The organism is Nocardiopsis alba, from assembly GCF_000710955.1.
GTDB lineage: Bacteria > Actinomycetota > Actinomycetes > Streptosporangiales > Streptosporangiaceae > Nocardiopsis > Nocardiopsis alba.
The window spans coordinates 291,343-309,216 of the sequence record NZ_BAZE01000002.1 but is presented as its reverse complement, the minus strand read 5'-3'; the positions used below and the strand labels follow the sequence as shown (position 1 = coordinate 309,216).

Below are 17,874 nucleotides of genomic sequence, written 5' to 3'. Positions count from 1 at the left end.
GTCCGTCGAACGTCGGGACCATGGACGTTCGACGGGCCCCGGCACGCGCTTCCTCCGGGGCGGGTCAGAGCGCCGCCGCGACCGCCCTGCCCGCGGTGCGGCCGGAGAAGATGCAGCCGCCCAGGAAGGTGCCCTCCAGTGAGCGGTAGCCGTGCACGCCGCCGCCACCGAAACCGGCCACCTCACCGGCCGCGTACACCCCGGGCAGCGGGGTGCCGTCGGCGCGCAGGACCCGCGCGTCCAGGTCGGTGTGCAGCCCGCCCAGGGTCTTGCGGGTGAGGATGTGCAGCCGCACCGCGATCAGCGGGCCCGCGGAGGGGTCCAGGATCGGGTGCGGCGAGGCCACCCGGGCCAGCCGGTCGCCCTTGTAGTTGCGCGCCCCGTGGATCGCCATGACCTGGAGGTCCTTGGTGAAGGTGTTGGCCATCTCCCGATCGCGGGCCACCACCTCGCGGGTCACGAGGTCGGCGTCCAGCACGTCGTCCCCGGCGACCCTCTTCATCTCGCGGATCAGTTCCGGCAGCCGGTCGGCGACCACGAAGTCGGCCCCGTGGCGTTTGAAGTCCTCCACCGGCCCCGGGGCGCCCGGCAGGATCCGCTTGAGCACCAGACCGATGTCCTTACCGGTCAGATCGGGGTTCTGCTCGGACCCCGAGAGCCCGAACTCCTTCTCGATGATCTTCTGCGAGAGCACGAACCACGTGTACTCGTGGCCGGTGCCCATGATGTGCTCCAGGGTGCCCAGGGTGTCGAAGCCGGGGAAGCAGGGCGCGGGGAGGCGCCGACCGGTGGCGTCCAACCATAGAGAGGAGGGGCCGGGCAGGATGCGGATCCCGTGCCGGGACCAGATCGGGTTCCAGTTCTGGACGCCCTCGGTGTAGTGCCACATGCGGTCGCGGTTGATGATCTCGCCGCCGGCCTCCTCGGTGATGCCGAGCATGCGCCCGTCCACGTGTTCGGGAACGCCCGACAGCATGTGCTCGGGAGCTTTGCCCAACCGCTCGGGCCAGTTCCGGCGCACCAGGTCGTGGTCGGCGCCGATCCCGCCCGAGGTGACGATGACCGCCTGGGCCTCGATGTCGAAGGCGCCCGTGACGTCCCTGTTGCTGGCCTGGCCGCGTTCGATGTCGCTGGGGGCCAGCACGGCGCCCCTGACGCCGGTGACCCGGCCGCCGGTCACCACCAGTTCGTCCACCCGGTGGCGGAAGCGCAGGTCCACCCGGCCGCGTTCGGCGCCGGCGCGCACACGCCGTTCGAAGGGGGCCACGACCCCGGGGCCGGTGCCCCAGGTGATGTGGAAGCGCGGCACCGAGTTGCCGTGCCCGCCGGCCAGGTGGCCGCCGCGTTCGGCCCAGCCCACCAACGGGAAGATCCTGAGCCCTTGGGCGCGCAGCCAGGGATACTTCTCGCCGGAGGCGAAGTCGACGTAGGCCTCGGCCCACTTGCGGGGCCACTCGTCCTCGGGGCGGTCGAAGGCGGCGGTCCCCATCCAGTCCTGGAGGGCGAGTTCGGGGGAGTCCCGGATCCCCATCCGGCGCTGTTCGGGGGAGTTCACGAAGAACAGGCCGCCGAAGGACCAGTGGGCCTGACCGCCCAGGGACTGTTCGGGCTCCTGGTCCAGCAGGATCACCCGTTTGCCGGCCTCGGCCAGCTCCGCGGTGGCGGCCAGGCCTGCCAGCCCTGCCCCGACGACGATCACGTCGGCCTGGTCGGTGCTCATGGGTCACTCCTCCGGGGGTTCTTCCGGCCCGCGTGGGCGGGGCGCGTCGTGGTGACGGTCCGCCCCGTCGCGAGGGCCGGGGCGGGGCCGATATGTGGCTCACGCCACAGTCTCGGTCAGAGTGCGACCTTACGGGAACCTCGTCCCGAGAGGTCGGGGAGGTCCCGGTTGCGCACTCGTCCCCGCCCCGAACGTCCACCTCTAGGAGTCGAAGAGCACCAGGGAGCGCCCGCCCTGCCCTCGGCGCATTCTCTCGAAGGCCTCCGCGATCCCCTCCAGGGGGATCTCGTCGGTGACCATGGACGACAGCGCCAGGTCGCCGGAGCGGACCGACTCCGCCAACACCGGGATGTCCCGGTCCGGATCTCCGGAGCCGTACACACAGCCCTGGAGGGTGCGGGCCTGGTGGAACACCTCCAGGGCGCTGAAGGAGATCTCGTCCTGTGCCGAGCCCACGCCCACCACGGTGACGGTGCCGCCCCGTCGGGTGGAGTCCCAGGCGGCGCGCATCACCTCGGCCTTGCCCACCACCTCGAAGGCGTGGTCGACCCCGCGGCCTCCGGCGATCGCGCGCACCTCCTTGGGCGTGGTGGCGTCGGCGACCAGGAAGTGGGTGGCGCCCAGGGACCGGGCCACCTCCTCCTTCTCCGGGGCGGCGTCCACCGCGATCAGCGGGTCGGCCCCGGCGATCCGGGCGGCCTGCAACAGGGACATGCCGACCCCGCCCAGACCCATGACCAGGGCGGAGTCGCCGGATCGCAGTCTCGCGGCGTTGTTGACGGCGCCCCAGCCGGTGAGGACCGCGCAGCCCAGCAGCGCCGCGGCGGCCGGGTCGACCCCCTCGGGCAGGGGGACCAACGCGTGGGCGGGTACGACCGTGGCCTCGGCGAAGGCGCCGGTGTTCAGGCCGGCGTGGACGGGGGTGCCGTCGGTCAGTTCGGCGTAGGGGGTCAGGGTCCCGTCCAGGGAGTGCTCGCACAGGTACGGTTCCCCCTTGAGGCAGAACCAGCAGGCCCGACAGGCCGGTGCCCAGTTCAGGACGGCCCGGTCGCCGGGGGAGAGGTGTTCGACGTCGGGGCCGACCGCCTCGACGACGCCGGAGCCCTCGTGTCCCAGCACCACGGGCCAGAGCTGGGGGAGGATCCCGTTGGACAGGGACAGGTCGGAGTGGCACACGCCCGCGGCGGTCATGCGTACGCGCACCTGGCCGGGCCCGGGGTCGGGGAGGACCAGTGGGCGGATCTCGGGAGGCGCCCCGGCCTCGAGGAAGACGGCGGCCTTGACTGTCGTGCTCATGGAGGCTCCAATCGTGGAATCGCCGAACCTCTGACAATACCGGCCGGTCGGTCTTTTTCCTGGAATGACGCTGGAAAAGCCGTGCCCGTTCGTGCCTTCGGCCGCCTCCGAACCCCGGGAGTGGCTGGGGATCCCACGAAACCCTCTGATTTCAACCGTTCTATGGAAAAGCCTATATTGACCCCCACATGGGGCGGGTATATCCCTTTTATCCCCCGGGAACGCGGTGCGCTCGAAACCCGGACCACCGCGGGCCGTCCGGCCTCCGGGGTACCTCGATGGGGAGGTTCCATGGTTCGACCCGAGGACACGTCGAGGGTGGGCGGCCCCCGGCACTACCTGATGTGCCGCCCCACCCACTTCGCGGTGGAGTACGCGATCAACCCCTGGATGGATCCGGCCGTGGGCGTGGACCGCGCACGCGCCATCCGCCAATGGGAGGGACTCAGGGAACTGTACCGATCCCTGGGGCACCGTGTGAGCGAGATCGAGCCGATAGAGGGTCTACCCGACATGGTCTTCGCCGCCAACGGGGCCCTGGTCGTGGAGGGACGTGTCTACGGCGCGCGGTTCGCCGGGGCCGAGCGCACCCCCGAAGGCCCCGCCTATCTCGACTGGTTCCGTCAGGCCGGCTACACCGAGATCAAGGAGCCCAAACACGTCAACGAGGGCGAGGGCGACTTCATCACCCTCGACGACGTCATCCTGGCCGGTACCGGCTTCCGCACCGAGGCGGCCGCCCACCAGGAGGCCGAACGCCTCCTGGGCCGGCCCGTCGTCACCCTGCAACTGATCGACCCGCGCTTCTACCACCTGGACACCGCCCTGTTCGCCCTTTCCGGTGACCAGGTGGCCTACTACCCCGGTGCCTTCTCCGAAGGGAGCCGACGGGTCCTGCGCGCCCTCTACCCCGACGCGCTCCTGGCGACCGAGGAGGACGCCGCCGTGCTCGGCCTCAACGCGGTCTGCGACGGCGAGAACGTGGTGATCGCCGCCGAGGCCGAGGCCCTCGCCGACCGGCTGCGCGCCCTGGGGTACACCGTGCACCCGGTCGAACTCGACGAGCTCCGCAAGGCCGGCGGCGGGGCCAAGTGCTGCACCCTCGAACTTCGGGACACGCCCCTGGACTGAGGGACGGTCGGGCGGGTTCCTCGAGGAGCCCGCCCGACCACGATGTGTGATGGGACACGCTCCGGATCCCCCTTCCGGGCGGCCCCACAGGTCACGTACACGCCCCTTCCCCGGCGCCGGCGCGGGCGGCCGAAACGAGGGCCGAGAGACCCTGGTCCCGGTCGACGATCCCGTTAGGCTCTGGACGCGTGAAGACCAGACAGCGCGGGCTCCCGCGCAGGATCCGGGAACAGCAACTGATCGACGCCGCGGTCACGGCGTTCGCCCGGGGCGACTACCACACGGTCAGCGTGGAGGAGATCGCGGCGGCCGCGGGAACGTCGAAACCGACGGCCTACCACTACCTGGGTTCCAAACAGAAGATCTTCGCCGCCTGCGTGAACCGCGAGGTCGAACGTCTCGTGGCCGCGGTCCGCGCCGCCGTACGCGACCCGGAGGCCGAGGACCCCGATCCGCTGCGGCGCGGTATCCGGGCCTTCTACGCCTTCGTGGTGGCCAACGGGGAGAGCTGGACCGTCCTGTACCGGAGGGCGGCCGCGCAGGGCCCGCCCTTCGAGGAGGAGACCGTCCGCATGCGCGACCGCGTCATCGACGAGGTGACCGCCCTCATCACCGAGTGCGTCCTCGACGGCCACGACGGTCCGGCCCCGCGCGACGTCCGACTGCTCGCCCGGGTGACCGTGAGCACCGCCGACGCCTTCGCCGACTGGCTGCTCGACCACCCGGACGAGACCCCCGACACGATGGCCGGGCACGTCACCGAGCTGACCCGGGCCCACCTGCGCTCACTCGCCCCCGTCCGGGCGTGAACGAGGCCCGGCCCGGGCCGCTCGGCGCTCAGCCCTCCGAACGCCGCCGGTGGTTCAGGGCCAGCAGGGAGACCAGGTCGTAGGCGACGTGGGAGGCGGCGGTGGAGGTGATCTGCGCGTGGTCGTAGGCCGGGGCGACCTCCACCACGTCGGCGCCGACCAGGTTCAGATCGGCCAGCCCGCGCAGGATCTCCAGCAGCTCACGGCTGGTCAGACCGCCGGCCTCGGGGGTGCCGGTGCCCGGGGCGTGGGCCGGGTCCAGGACGTCGATGTCCACCGAGACGTACAGCGGACGGTTCCCGATGCGCTGACGCAGCGCGTCGGCGATCTCGTCCACGCCCTTGCGCAGGACGTCGGCGGCGGTGACGATGCCGAAGCCGAAGCGGCGGTCGTCCTCCAGGTCGCGCTTGCCGTACAGCGGACCCCGCGTGCCCACGTGCGCGATGGCCTCGGTGTCGAGGATGCCCTCCTCCACCGCGCGACGGAAGGGCGTGCCGTGGGTGTAGGGCTCGCCGAAGTAGGTGTCCCAGGTGTCCAGGTGGGCGTCGAAGTGCAGCATCGCGATCGGGCCGTGCTTCCGGTACAGGGAGCGCAGCAGCGGCAGCGCGATCGTGTGGTCGCCGCCCAGGGTGACCAGGCGGGTCCCGGCCTCGACGAACTTCGAGGCGCCCTGGTCCAGGGTCTCCACCGCGTCCCCGATGGAGAACGGGTTCACGGCGATGTCGCCGCCGTCCACCACCTGGAGGCGCTCGAACGGGGCCACGTCCAGACCCGGGTGGTAGGGGCGCAGCAGTCGGCTGGCCTCGCGGATCGCCGAGGGGCCGAAACGGGCGCCGGGACGGTAGGACACACCGGTGTCGAAGGGGACGCCGACCACGGCGATGTCGGCGTGCTCGACCTGGTCGATACGGGGCAGGCGCGCGAAGGTCGCCGGGCCCGCGAAACGCGGAACGAGGCTGGAGTCGGTGGGGCCGATCGGTGCGTTCATGGATCCGTTCCTGTTCGTCGGTCTCGTCTGACGTGGTGCCGGTGGTCCTCGTCACGGCGGCCTGGCCAGAGTAGGTATTCGGTAGCCTCGACTCCAATGGTCGAATCGCACTATGGAAACGCCCTGACTGGACGAATCATCCAGAAGGGTAAGGAGGGGGCGGCCTCGTGAACACGGACCGGACCGACGTCCACCACGTGCTCTTGAGCGAGATCGTGGGCCGCCGCGACCTCGACCTGACCCTCGTCGTGGCCGCGGGGGACCCGCCCATCACCTGGGCCACCGCCAGCGAGCTGGTCGAGCCGGCCGTCTACCTGCGCGGGGGAGAACTGCTGCTCACCGCCGGGGTCAACCTCCCCGAGACCGTGGAGGGGACCCGCGACTACGTCGCCTCGCTGGTCTCCGTCGGGGTCGGTGCCCTGGGCTTCGGGGTCGCGCCCGTGCACGAGGCCGTCCCCGAGCCTCTCGTCGACCAGTGCAGGGAACAAGGACTGCCGCTGCTCCGGATCCCCCGGACCACCTCCTTCTCCGCGGTCGGCCGTGCGGTGGGGGAGGAGTTGTCCGAACGCCACCTGCGGGTCCTGCGCGGGATCAGCGAGTCGCATCAGGCCCTGGCCCGCGCCGTCACCGCCCCCGACCCGGTGGAACGGCTGCTGAGGGTGCTGGCAGGGGCCCTCGGGGGCTGGGTGGTCCTGGCCCCCACCGGCCCCGACGCGCGCGTCCGTCGTACCGACGGCGCCCCCACGGCGTTCCCCGACGACCTGCGCTCCCTGATCGTCCGACTGACCACACCGGGCGGCCCGCGCAGCGCCAAGGCCGAACTGGGGGCCGACGAGGTCTTCCTGCACACGGTGGGCCCACCGCCCGAGGAACGGGGCGTGGTCATGGTGGGGCGTCCCACCCCGCTCGACATCACCGACCGCGCGGTCCTGCGCACCGCGACGGCCCTGCTCGAACTGCTCTTCCGTGCCGGCGGCGAGGGGCCGCCGGACCCGGCCCTGCCGCTGGTCGCGCTGCTGTTGGACGGCGGCCTCGACACTCGCTCCTCGACCGTCCTGGCCGGCCTCACCGACACACGCGCGCGTTCGGGGCACGACACCGCGCGACCGTCGACGGGGGAGCGGGGCACCGCCTACCGGGTGCTCCGGGCCTCGCCCGCCTCCGACGGCGGGCCCGCCGCGGCGACCGATCCGACCTGGGGCACCCACCTGGTCGACCGGCCCGCCCCGGACGCCGCCGACGAGGTGGCGCGGGCGATCCTCTCCGATCGAGGCGCCCGGGCCCATCGTGAGCATCTGGACCTGCTCCGCTCCCAGGGGTGGGTCGGCGCCCTGAGCCCGGCGGTGGCCGCTGCGGAGCTGCCCGAAGCCGACCGCGACGCCGCCTCCCTCCTGGTCCGCGCCCGGGCCCTGGGAGAGCCGCTGCTGTACCCGACCGAGGGGGACGACCCCTTCGACGCCCTCCTGTCCTCGACCGAGGCCGCAAGGGCGGGCCGGGCGATCCTGGGGCCGCTCGCCCGGGACACGGACACGGCCCGCGCTCTGCGCGCCACCCTGCACGCCTGGCTCGCGCGCCACGGCAACTGGGACCGGACCGCCGGCGACCTCGGTGTGCACCGCAACAGCGTCCGCCACCGCATCGGGCGGATCGAACGCGACCTGGGGGTGGACCTGGCCGACCCCGAACATCGGATGCGCCTGTGGTTCGCCCTCACCCGCGGGTACGCGGGAGAACCCCCGGGGTCTGTGGCCGGTTCCGGCCACCCGAGCACGGGTTCCGACGGGCCTCCCCGAGGCCGGGACGCCCCTTCCGCCGGGTGACCTGCGCCGGCCCGTTCCGGTTGGGGCGGGCGAAGCGGTTTCGGCGGACGGCGCATCGAACGACGTTCGGTCGGTCTCCAGGGATAATCATCGCGAGAATCGGAGGCTCAGGGCCGAAAAGGCTTCCGGAAAAAAGGCATCTCGCGGTTCCGTTGGTCCGGTCCCGCTCGAACCAGGAAACTGGGAACGCCACAGCCGACACGAGGTCTGGGGGCCATATGACGTTTCCTCCGCTGGACACGGCGCTGCCCTCCGGCGCCGACGCTCGCGAACACGCCGACCTGCTCCGTCGTGCCCACGACGCGCTTCTGTCGGGCCGGCCCGCGCCCGCCACGCTGCGGCCGGTGATCGAGGACTCCTGGCGGAGGATGCGAGGTTTCGGCATCGACCCCGATGGCGCCCCTCCGCCCAGGATGGCACCGCTGGACGAACTCCAACGACACCGCGAGTCCTCGCCCATCGCCGACGTCCTGCCCCTGATCCGCAGATCCCTGGTCTCGGTGGCCGATCAGGCCGACCACATCATGCTGGTGACCGACGCCGCCGGGCAGGTGCTCTGGCGGGAGGGCTCCCGCCGGATGCGTTCGGTCGGCGACCGGGTCGGTCTGGTCGAGGGCTCCTACTGGAACGAGGGCAGTACCGGGACCAACGCCATCGGCACCGCCCTGGTGGTGGGACGCCCCGTCCAGATCTACTCCGCCGAACACTACGTGCGGAGCCTGCACACCCTCACCTGTGCCTGCGCGCCCGTCCACGACCCCCGGGACGGCAGACTGCTGGGCGCCATCGACGTCACCGGACCGGTCTCGACCGTCCACCCCTCCACCCTGGCCCTGGTCCACGCCGTGGCGCAGCTGGCCGAGACGCACCTCCAGGGCATCCACCACACCCACCTGGAACGGCTGCGCTCGGTGGCGGCCCCGCTGCTGGCCGGGATGGGCAGGCCGGCCCTGGTCGTGGACGACATGGGTTGGACCGCGACAGCGGTGCACATGGAACCGGTCAGACGGGTGCTGCTCCCCAAACACTGCGAGGCCGGGACCGTCTGGCTTCCCGCGCTGGGGGAGTGCGCCCTGGAACCGCTTCCGGGGGGCTGGCTGATCCGCCCCGGCCCCGAGGAGAAGGCCGGATCCACCTCGCTCACCCTCGACCTGAGCCGACCGGGGGCCTACTCGGTGACGGTCTCCGGTTCCAGCGGGGAATGGGTCCAGAACCTGTCGCCGCGTCACGCCGAGCTCCTCCTGCTCCTGGCCGCGCACCGGTCGGGGCGCTCGGGGGCCGAGCTGTCCCGGGACGTGTTCGGTTCGGAAGGGCACGTGGTCACGGTGCGCGCCGAGCTCTCCCGCATGCGGCGCAACCTGGGCGGGGTCGTCGAGAGTCGCCCCTACCGCTTCTCCGAGGAGGTGGTGGTACGGCTGGTGGGGCCGTCCTCGCCCCTGGACCTGCTGCCCGGATCCCTCGCCCCGGGGGTCCGGCGCCTGCGCGAGCGGACGTGCACGGCGGAGCTGTTCGATCGGGTGGGCTGAGGGCCGCGCAACCTGTTGCAACCGTTGCCCTCCCCGCGGCCATGGGGTCAACTGGTTCCAGCGCGGCCCGCACACCGGCGCCGGCCTCCGGGCGAGAGAGGGCACGGTGGTCATCGCCGGTGCGGGGCGCGTCCGTGTCCTACGGGCCTTGAGGGGGGTACGGGGGCGAGGACGGACGCGCCGAAGGTCCGGCTCCGGGAGGTTCGGGGGATCCTCCGGGGCCACGCGCACGACACGGCCCGGCCCGGGGACGCCACATCGTCTCCGGGCCGGACCGCCGTCGGGGGTGGTTCATCCACCGTTCCCCTCGGCCTTGTCGGGTGGTGTGTCCCCCTCGGGCGGGACGTCCCCCGGAGAATCGGCTGCCTCGGGCGAGCACTGGAAACAGTCCATGGTGAACAGTTCCTCGCCGTCCACGACCCCGAGGAAGTCGCCGCGCAGGCTGTCGTCGCCCTCGCCGCGTTCGGCCAGGGCGTTCACGAGCAGGCTCCCCTCGAACCGGAGCTGTTCGCCCTCACGTCCCCGGCCGGTGCAGACCACCCGTAGGCGTTCCTCGCCGTCCTCGTCTTCGAGGACGCTCTCGCCCGCGGTCAGTGGCTCGTTCGAGACCGTGGCGTCGGGCTCCTCCAGTGGTCCGGGCGCCGACGAGGTCTCCTCGGAAGGGGAGCCCGAGGGTGTGGAGCAGACGAGGGCGCCCTCCACGGGGTGGCCCTTGCGGGCGAAGGCCCGCTCCGCCCCGGGGCGCAGGACCGACACCGAGAGGGCGTCGGCGGCCTTGGTCAGTTCCAGCCGGGCGGCGTCGATCTCCTGCTCCGTGGGCCCGGCGGGGGCGCACGAGGCGAGTGCTCCGCACAGGAGCAGTGCCAGCGAGGCGGCGGCGGTGGTCGAGTGGACTCTCAAGGGTCCTCCTCCGGTTCGGTGGCGCCCCCGTCCCCGGGCGCGCTGATCCACCGCACCAATGTCTCCGATGTACATAAAGTAACCAATGTCCAACTCAAGGTGTTCGAGTGAAAAGTGCGTCATGTTCTGGTCACCCGCCTGTGAGTCGCGCCACTCTCATGGGTACCGTCTCCGTCACCGAGCGCTACACCCGGTGTGCGCGAGAAGGTGCGGCGGGGCCGCGTAAGCCCTGCTGGGGCGCGTTCACACGGGCACTGGGCTAGACTCGGGACATTTCCGAACCGCGTTCGATGGTTCGTACAAGACCCGACCGAATCACCCGGAGCCACTCGTGGCCCGCGTGAACCAGGGGCCACGAATCGGCGTCGAACCAGGAACCGACGAGGTTCCCGGAACGACCCGGTGACCCCACAAGACCGTCCTTCCTTCGGAGGTGGACCGTGTCCGCTGACCACCGAGAACAGCAGCCCGGACAACAGGGCTCGCGCATCGACCCCCACATCGGCCGCTACGCACGCCGAGCCGAGGGCATGGTCGCATCGGAGGTCAGGGCACTCTTCGCCGTCGCGTCCCGACCAGAGGTCGTCTCCCTGGCCGGCGGTATGCCCAACGTCGCCGCGCTGCCCCTCGACCAGATCGGCGACCTGGTCAAGGACGTCGTCTCCGAGGAGGGCCCCGCCGCCCTCCAGTACGGCTCCGCCCAGGGCGACCCCGTCCTACGCGAGCTGATCTGCGACTACATGACCCTGGAGGGCGTCCAGGCCGGTCCCGACGACCTCATCGTCACCGTCGGCTCCCAGCAGGCGCTCGACCTCATCACCCGCGTCTTCGTCGACCCCGGCGACATCGTGCTGACCGAGGCCCCCACCTACGTCACCGCGATCAACACCTTCGCCGCCTTCCAGGCCGACATCCGCCACGTGGGCATGGACGATCAGGGCGTACTCCCCGACGAACTCGACCACGCCCTCACCCAGGCCGCCAAGGCCGGGCGCACCGTCAAGTTCTTCTACACGATCCCCAACTTCCAGAACCCCGCCGGCATCACCATGACCGCCGAACGCCGGGCCCGGGTCATGGAGATCTGTCAGCGCCACGACGTCCTCATCATCGAGGACAACCCCTACGGTCTGCTGCGCTACGAGGGCGAGCCCCAGCCCACCCTCTACTCCCAGGGCGACGGCAACGTGATCTACCTCGGATCGCTCTCCAAGACCCTGTCCCCGGGACTGCGCATCGGCTGGGCCCTGGCCCCCTCCGCGGTCCGGGCCAAACTCGTCCTGGCCGCCGAATCGGCGATGCTCAGCCACTCCACGTTCAACCAGCTCGTCGTCCGCCGCTACCTGAGCACCTTCCCCTGGAAGGAACAGATCAAGGCGTTCAACAGCATGTACGGGGAACGCCGCGACGCCATGCTCGGCGCCTTGGCGGCGATGATGCCCGACGGCTGTACCTGGACCAGGCCCGAGGGCGGCTTCTTCGTCTGGGCCACCCTGCCCGAGGGCATCGACGCCAAGGCCATGCTGCCGCGCGCGGTCAACGAACGCGTCGCCTACGTCCCCGGCACCGGCTTCTACGCCGACGGGCGCGGACGCGCCAGCATGCGGCTGAGCTTCTGCTACCCGACCCCCGAGCAGATCCGCGAGGGCGTGCGCAGGCTCGTCGGGGCGATCGAGGGCGAACTCGACCTGCGCGACACGTTCGGCCCCGCCATGAACCGGCCCACCGAAGGCAGCCAGGCACCCACCCCGGACCTGCCCTGACACTCTCCCAAGGGTCCAGCACCATGACAGCAGCACAGAAGGAGGGTCGCGCCGTGGCCGACCTTGACCGGGTACTCGTCCTCGCCGGAGGCCTGTCCCCCGAACACGAGGTGAGCGTCCAATCCGGACGCGGTGTCGCCGAGGCCCTGCGCCGACTCGACATCGAGGTCCAGGTCGCCGACGTCGACTCCGACCTGCTCCGACGTCTGACCGACGACCCGCCCCAGGTGGTCTTCCCCGTCCTGCACGGGTCGGCCGGTGAGGACGGCGTGATCCGCGAGGTCCTGGAACTGGCCGGGGTCCCCTACGTGGGCGCCCGCCCCGACGCCTGCCGACTGGCCTACACCAAGCCCGCGGCCAAGGCCCTGCTCGCCGACCGCGGCGTCCGGGTGCCGCGCGGCGCCACCCTGCCCAAGTCGGTCTTCCACGACCTGGGCGCCCCGGCGCTGTTGGACAAGCTCATCGAACGCCTGGGCATGCCGCTGTTCGTCAAGCCCGACCGCGGCGGCTCCGCCTTCGGCGCCACCCCGGTGGCCTCGTCCGGAGAGCTCTCCACCGCGCTGGTCTCCTGCTTCGCCTACGGGGACTCGGCGCTCGTCGAAGAGCAGGTCCAGGGCACCGAGCTGGCGGTGAGCGTGCTCGACACCGGCGACGGCCCCGTGGCCCTGCCCGCCGTGGAGATCGTCCCCGACGGCGGCGTGTACGACTACGCCGCCCGCTACACGGCCGGCCGGACCGAGTTCTTCTGTCCGGCCCGCCTGGACGCGGAGACCATCGAGGCCGCGAGCGAGGTGGCCCTGACCGCCCATCGTGCCCTGGGGCTGCGCGACCTGTCCCGGACCGACCTCATCGTCGACCCCGACGGCGAGATCGTCTTCCTGGAGACCAACGTCGCCCCCGGTCTGACCCCCACCTCCACGTTCCCGATGGCGGCCGCCGCCGCGGGACGGGACTTCGGTCTGCTCTGCCGCGAGCTCGCCCACCAGGCACATCTGCGCGGCTGATCGCGCACGCGACCCCGTCGAGGCGAACGCCCCGGCGGGGTCGTCTGCGTTCCAGGGCCATGTGACACGATCACGACCATGGCGAAGATCCACGACACCATCGATGCCCGTCTGGAACGCTTCCTCCTCGACCAACCGGTCTTCTTCGTCGGTACCGCGCCCCGGGCCGACGACGGTCACGTCAACGTCTCGCCCAAGGGCATGGGCGGCACCTTCGCGGTGCTCTCCGAACACCGCGTCGCCTACCTCGACTACACCGGATCGGGTGCGGAGACCATCGCCCACCTGCGGGAGAACGGCCGTATCGTCCTGATGTTCTGTGCCTTCGAGGGACCCCCGTCGATCGTCCGGCTCCACGGTCGCGGCCGCGTCGTCCTGCCTGCGGACGGGGAGTTCGACGAGCTGCGCTCCCACTTCCCCAAGGAACGTGTCCTCGGTCAACGCTCGATCATCGTGGTCGACGTCGCCCGGATCTCCGACTCCTGCGGGTTCTCCGTCCCCCTGATGGAGCTCCGCGGCGACCGCGACCTGCTGGACCGCCACCACGAACGTCGCGATCCGGAGTACTTCACCGACTACCTGCGCCGCCGCAACGCCACGAGCGTCGACGGGCTCCCTGCCGTCCCGGCACCGGACGAGGGATAGGGGAGCGGGTCGGCCGCCACGCCACGACGGCCCACCCGTTCCGTCGCCCCGGCTCCGCGCCCGTGTCACCGGCTCGGAGGCCCGGGGCGATCTCGATGAGATCACGGGGCCCGGCGGTGGGCAAGAGGTCGGACGGCCCGATCGTTATGGAGGGTCCCGCCACAGGGCGTGGGCCCGGTTTCCCCTTCGTGACAGGACTCGCGGCCGCCGAACGGCGTTCTGTCACTGTTCACCTGGGTGTGGGGGGTATTGCGTGGCTCTTGTGACGGAAGTTACACTCCGCTCATTCATTCCGCGATGAGGAATGTAAATTCCAACCCCCGTCCCCTGTGGAGGGTGTCCATGGCCGTGGCCACGGAAACCGACTCGTCCCCCCGACCCCGCCGCATCTACCACTCCCTCTTCTTCCAGGTGATCGTCGCCGTCATCCTCGGCGTACTGATCGGACACCTGTGGCCGACGGTCGGCGAAGCGCTGCGCCCCCTGGGCGACGGCTTCATCCGACTCATCAAGATGCTGATCGCGCCGCTCATCTTCTGCGTGATCGTCACCGGCATCGCCAAGGTCGGAGACCTCGGCTCCGTGGGACGCATCGGCGTCAAGGCCCTGGTCTACTTCCAGGTCGTCACCGCCTTCGCCCTGTTCTACGGCATGGTCGTCGCCAACCTCTTCAAGCCCGGCGTGGGCTTCGAGGTCGACCCCGCCGACCTCGACACCGGCGCCCTGGAAGAGGTCACCCAGGGCGGAGAGCTGCCCGGCGTGGCCCAGTTCTTCCTCGACGTGATCCCCGAGAGCGTCGTCGGCGCCTTCGCCGAGAACTCACTCCTCCAGGTCCTCTTCTTCGCGGTGTTCGTGGCCCTGGCCCTGTCCAAGCTGGGCGAACGCGGCAAGCCGGTCCTCGACCTCATCGAGCGTTTCACCGACGTCATCTTCGTCTGCATCGGCTGGATCATGCGGGTGGCCCCCATCGGCGCCTTCGGTGCGATGGCCTTCGTGATCGGCGCCTACGGGCTCTCCTCGCTGAGCAGTTTCGGGATGCTCATCATCGCCTGCTACTCGGCCGCGGTGATCTTCCTGTTCGCGCTCGCCGTCATCGCCCGGGTCCTGGCCGGCGTCAACCTGTGGAAGTTCCTGCGCTACACCAAGGAGGAGTTCGCCCTCGCCATCGGCGCCGCCTCCTCCGAGGCGGTCATGCCGCGCATCATGCAGAAGCTCACCAACGCCGGCTGCTCCAAGGCGACCACCGGCCTGGTCGTACCGACCGGCTACTCGTTCAACCTCGACGGCGCCGCCATCTACCTGCCGATCGCCGCGCTCTTCCTCGCCCAGGCCTTCGGCGCCGATCTCAGCGTCGCCGACCAGCTCATGATGGTCCTCATCCTGCTCCTGACCTCCAAGGGCATGGCCGGGGTCCCGGGGTCGGCCTTCCTGGCCCTGTCGGCGACCGCCACCGCTCTGGGCGCCTTCCCCGCCGCCGGCGTCGCGCTGCTCCTGGGCGCGGACCGTCTCATGGACACCATGCGCGTGTCGATCAACCTGCTCGGCAACTGCGTGGCCACCTTCGTCATCGCCAGATGGGAGGGCCAGCTCGACATGGAGCGGATGCGCGCCGTCCTCGACGGCCGCGAGCCGCCCGCCCGCGAGGAGGACGAGGAGGAGCCCGTCGAGGCCGAGGTCTCCGAGGCCCCGAACGAGACCGCCGGAGCCCTCGCCGGGACCGGCGACACCGACAAGGGCACCACCGGCGACACCGCCTCGCCCACCGAACGCTAGAAGGACGCGACCGACCCACCACGGCCGCCCTCCCACTCCGGAGGGCGGCCGTTCCTGGACCCCCGCACGTACCTGGGCACCCGATCGTCGAAACCGGCCCCGCTACCCTGAGGGCCGTCACTCCCCCCGACAGCGAGGTGACCATGGACGCTTCCTCCGGCCCCGTCGTCCACGGCCGGGTCGAGCCCGGGTTCGACCCGGTCCGCGACGCCTTCCGCCGTAACCTCACCGAACACGGAGAGGTGGGCGCGGCCGTGGCCGTCCACCACGCCGGCCGTCCGGTGGTCGACCTGTGGGCCGGGGTTCGGGACCTCGACTCCGGAGCCCCCTGGGAATCCGACACCCTGGCGATCGTCTTCTCCGCCACCAAGGGCGTCACATCGATGGTCCTGGCCCACGCCCATTCACGGGGGTTGTTCGAATACGACCGTCCGGTGGCCCTCTACTGGCCCGGGTTCGCGCGTGCGGGCAAGGAACGGATCACCGTCCGCGAGCTGCTCTCCCACCGCGCCGGGCTGCCCTACCTGGACGCCGAGCTCACCCCCGCCCTGCTCGCCGAGCCCGACTATCGCTCCGTGGAACTGCCGCACGGCAACGGCTTCGCCACCGCGCGCTCCCTGGCCGCGCTCTACGGAGAGTTCGCCCAGGGCTCCCCGACACTGGGGGTGGGGGAGGAGAGCCTGCGGGCCCTGGAGGAACGGCCCGACCCTCCCACGAGAGGGGAGCACGACGTCAACCTCAAGATCCCCACGCGGTACTCGCTGGGCCTGTGGAAACCCCACCCCGCCTGGCGCTTCGGCAGCGACGATCGGGCCTACGGGACCCCCTGCGCGGGCGGCTCGTTCGGGTTCGCCGACCCGGCGACCGGGACCGGATACGGTTACGTGCCCAACCGTATGGGGCTGCGGATCAGGGACGACCCTCGTGACGCGGCCCTGCGTCGGGCCCTCGCCGACTGCCTGAAGGCCTCGACGCCCTGAGGATGACCAAGGCCGGACTCCGCGGGACAGGGCGGGTCCGGCCACTGCGCGTTCGGGTCACAGACCCATGGCGTGCATCGAGAAGTGGAAGGCGAAGACCGCGCTCAGGAGCCACATCAGCCAGCCGACGTCGTAGAACCTCCCCTGCACGGTCCTGATCAGGGTGTGCGCGATGATCCCGATGCCGATCCCGCTGGCGATGTCGTAGGCGAACGGCATCATCGCGATGGTCAGGAACGCGGGGATGGCCACCGAGATGTCCGTCCACGCGATCTGACCCACGTGCATCATCATCATGGCGCCCACCAGCACCATCGCCACCGACGCCGCCTCGGCCGGCACCATGCCGAAGACCGGGGCGAAGAAGAGGCCGCTGAGGAACAGCGCACCGGTGACCACGCTGGCCAGACCGGTCCGGGCGCCCTCGCTCACCCCGGCCGTGGACTCCACGAACACCAGCGTCGCCGAGGAGCTGGTCAGACCACCGGCCACCGCGCCGGCGCCGTCGGTGACCAGGATCTGGTTGACCCGGGGCATCTGCCCCTTGTCGTCGGCGATCCCGGCCTTGGTGCCGATCGCCAGGATGGTGCCCAGGGCGTCGAAGAACCCGGCCAGCACCAGGGTGAACAGGATGATGCCGGCGGTGGTGGGTCCGGCCGAGGTCCAGGCGCCGAACAGGTCCACCTGGAACAGCAGCCCGAAGTCGGGCATGGACACCGGGCTCGAGGGCAGCGCGGGGACGCCGCCTCCCCACACCTGGTCGTTCAGGTTCAGCGCGTAGTGCAGGAGCACCGCGAGGACGGTGGCGCCCACGATGCCGTAGAAGATCGCTCCGGGCACGTTGCGCGCCAGCAGCAGGGAGGCCAGGATCAGGCCGGTCACGAACACCAGGATCGGCCATCCGTCGAGGTGGCCGCCGCCGCCCGCGACACCGAGCTGGAGCAGGCTTCCGCCGTCGCCGGCGCTCACGAAGCCGGCGTTGGTCAGACCGATCAGCGACACGAACAGGCCGATGCCCACCCCGATGGCGAGCTTGAGGTCGTGCGGCAGCGCGTTCATGACCGCGGTCCGCACCCCGGTGACGACCATGAGGATGATGGCGATGCCCTGCCAGACGACCAGGCCCATCACCTCGGGCCAGGCCATCACCGGCGCCGCCTGGTAGGCGACCACCGCCATCACGCCCAGCGCGGCCGCACAGGCGATGGGCGCGCGGCCGACCAGGCCCATCATGATGGTGACCAGACCGGCGGACAGAACGGTCATGGTGGTCAGCTGGGGGGCCGAGAGCACGTCGCCGTTCACGTCGGTGACGCTGCTGAGGATGACCGGGTTCAGGACGATGATGTAGGCCATCGCCATGAACGTGGTCAGGCCTCCGCGGACCTCGCGGCCGTAGGTGGAACCTCGTTCGCCGATGAGGAAGAACCGGTCGAGCCAGGATCGATCCGTACCGGATCGTGTGCTCGATCCGGTGCCGTTGTTTTCGGGCACGTCCCCTCCTGGAGGGATATGGGCA

14 protein-coding genes are annotated in these 17,874 nt (G+C 71.0%); 9 read left to right on the top strand and 5 right to left on the bottom strand.

The features are described from left to right. Positions 1-64 precede the first annotated feature (64 nt). Both TR33_RS04835 and TR33_RS04830 read right to left on the bottom strand, forming a co-directional pair. Positions 65-1,720, bottom strand: a complete 1,656-nt coding sequence (locus tag TR33_RS04835; protein ID WP_017534773.1) for an FAD-binding dehydrogenase — start codon at positions 1,718-1,720, stop codon at positions 65-67. Positions 1,721-1,921: 201 nt separating this feature from the next. Then, positions 1,922-3,016: a Zn-dependent alcohol dehydrogenase gene (locus tag TR33_RS04830; protein ID WP_042281704.1), complete on the bottom strand. Its 1,095-nt coding sequence runs from the start codon at positions 3,014-3,016 to the stop codon at positions 1,922-1,924. A 291-nt stretch (positions 3,017-3,307) separates the two neighbouring features. Here TR33_RS04830 and ddaH point away from each other — a divergent pair, with 291 nt between their 5' ends. Both ddaH and TR33_RS04820 read left to right on the top strand, forming a co-directional pair. Next, positions 3,308-4,147 carry a dimethylargininase gene (ddaH, locus tag TR33_RS04825; protein ID WP_042281702.1) on the top strand — a complete coding sequence of 280 codons (840 nt, stop codon included), beginning with the start codon at positions 3,308-3,310 and terminating at the stop codon, positions 4,145-4,147. Between the two features lie 188 nt (positions 4,148-4,335). Then, positions 4,336-4,956 (top strand): TetR/AcrR family transcriptional regulator, encoded by a 621-nt coding sequence (locus TR33_RS04820; protein ID WP_042281699.1) that lies wholly within the window; start codon positions 4,336-4,338, stop codon positions 4,954-4,956. Positions 4,957-4,984: 28 nt separating this feature from the next. On the opposite strand, the gene speB is transcribed toward TR33_RS04820, so the two are convergent. Next, positions 4,985-5,944, bottom strand: coding sequence for an agmatinase (gene speB, locus TR33_RS04815; protein ID WP_017534776.1), 960 nt, complete (start codon positions 5,942-5,944; stop codon positions 4,985-4,987). A gap of 167 nt (positions 5,945-6,111) precedes the next feature. Here speB and TR33_RS04810 point away from each other — a divergent pair, with 167 nt between their 5' ends. Together TR33_RS04810 and TR33_RS04805 are read left to right on the top strand one after the other, a co-directional pair. Then, the gene (locus tag TR33_RS04810) at positions 6,112-7,764 is read left to right on the top strand and encodes a PucR family transcriptional regulator (protein WP_042281696.1); all 1,653 of its coding nucleotides are present in this window, start codon (positions 6,112-6,114) and stop codon (positions 7,762-7,764) included. 218 nt (positions 7,765-7,982) lie between these two features. Next, positions 7,983-9,290 carry a GAF domain-containing protein gene (locus TR33_RS04805; RefSeq protein WP_042281695.1) on the top strand — a complete coding sequence of 436 codons (1,308 nt, stop codon included), beginning with the start codon at positions 7,983-7,985 and terminating at the stop codon, positions 9,288-9,290. Positions 9,291-9,581: 291 nt separating this feature from the next. Here TR33_RS04805 and TR33_RS04800 read toward each other — a convergent pair whose 3' ends face one another. Next, positions 9,582-10,190 carry a lipoprotein gene (locus TR33_RS04800; RefSeq protein ID WP_014908195.1) on the bottom strand — a complete coding sequence of 203 codons (609 nt, stop codon included), beginning with the start codon at positions 10,188-10,190 and terminating at the stop codon, positions 9,582-9,584. Between the two features lie 530 nt (positions 10,191-10,720). Between TR33_RS04800 and TR33_RS04795 the strand changes: the two genes are divergently transcribed. The 5 genes from TR33_RS04795 (at position 10,721) to TR33_RS04775 (ending at position 16,355) form a co-directional block, all read left to right on the top strand. Beyond that, positions 10,721-11,953, top strand: coding sequence for an aminotransferase-like domain-containing protein (locus TR33_RS04795; protein WP_081536580.1), 1,233 nt, complete (start codon positions 10,721-10,723; stop codon positions 11,951-11,953). 23 nt (positions 11,954-11,976) lie between these two features. Beyond that, positions 11,977-12,957 carry a D-alanine--D-alanine ligase family protein gene (locus TR33_RS04790; RefSeq protein WP_234305754.1) on the top strand — a complete coding sequence of 327 codons (981 nt, stop codon included), beginning with the start codon at positions 11,977-11,979 and terminating at the stop codon, positions 12,955-12,957. A gap of 78 nt (positions 12,958-13,035) precedes the next feature. Further along, entirely contained in the window at positions 13,036-13,602 is a 567-nt protein-coding gene (locus TR33_RS04785) for a pyridoxamine 5'-phosphate oxidase family protein (protein ID WP_014910943.1), read from the top strand. A gap of 342 nt (positions 13,603-13,944) precedes the next feature. After that, complete coding sequence (dctA, locus tag TR33_RS04780) at positions 13,945-15,375, top strand: C4-dicarboxylate transporter DctA (RefSeq protein ID WP_042281693.1); 1,431 nt, start codon at positions 13,945-13,947, stop codon at positions 15,373-15,375. Positions 15,376-15,518: 143 nt separating this feature from the next. Further along, a complete protein-coding gene (locus tag TR33_RS04775) occupies positions 15,519-16,355 on the top strand; it encodes a serine hydrolase domain-containing protein (RefSeq protein WP_042281692.1) in 837 nt (278 codons plus the stop codon). A 57-nt stretch (positions 16,356-16,412) separates the two neighbouring features. On the opposite strand, the gene TR33_RS04770 is transcribed toward TR33_RS04775, so the two are convergent. Beyond that, positions 16,413-17,849 (bottom strand): NCS2 family permease, encoded by a 1,437-nt coding sequence (locus tag TR33_RS04770; protein ID WP_017534782.1) that lies wholly within the window; start codon positions 17,847-17,849, stop codon positions 16,413-16,415. Between the last annotated feature and the right edge of the window lie 25 nt (positions 17,850-17,874).

Coding starts and splice junctions, on each gene's coding strand:
- speB (WP_017534776.1), bottom strand. CDS start 5,944: ATGAACGCACCGATCGGCCCCACCGACTCCAGCCTCGTTCCGCGTTTC.
- TR33_RS04795 (WP_081536580.1), top strand. CDS start 10,721: ATGGTCGCATCGGAGGTCAGGGCACTCTTCGCCGTCGCGTCCCGACCA.
- TR33_RS04805 (WP_042281695.1), top strand. CDS start 7,983: ATGACGTTTCCTCCGCTGGACACGGCGCTGCCCTCCGGCGCCGACGCT.
- TR33_RS04785 (WP_014910943.1), top strand. CDS start 13,036: ATGGCGAAGATCCACGACACCATCGATGCCCGTCTGGAACGCTTCCTC.
- TR33_RS04775 (WP_042281692.1), top strand. CDS start 15,519: ATGGACGCTTCCTCCGGCCCCGTCGTCCACGGCCGGGTCGAGCCCGGG.
- TR33_RS04830 (WP_042281704.1), bottom strand. CDS start 3,016: ATGAGCACGACAGTCAAGGCCGCCGTCTTCCTCGAGGCCGGGGCGCCT.
- ddaH (WP_042281702.1), top strand. CDS start 3,308: ATGGTTCGACCCGAGGACACGTCGAGGGTGGGCGGCCCCCGGCACTAC.
- TR33_RS04835 (WP_017534773.1), bottom strand. CDS start 1,720: ATGAGCACCGACCAGGCCGACGTGATCGTCGTCGGGGCAGGGCTGGCA.
- dctA (WP_042281693.1), top strand. CDS start 13,945: ATGGCCGTGGCCACGGAAACCGACTCGTCCCCCCGACCCCGCCGCATC.
- TR33_RS04790 (WP_234305754.1), top strand. CDS start 11,977: ATGACAGCAGCACAGAAGGAGGGTCGCGCCGTGGCCGACCTTGACCGG.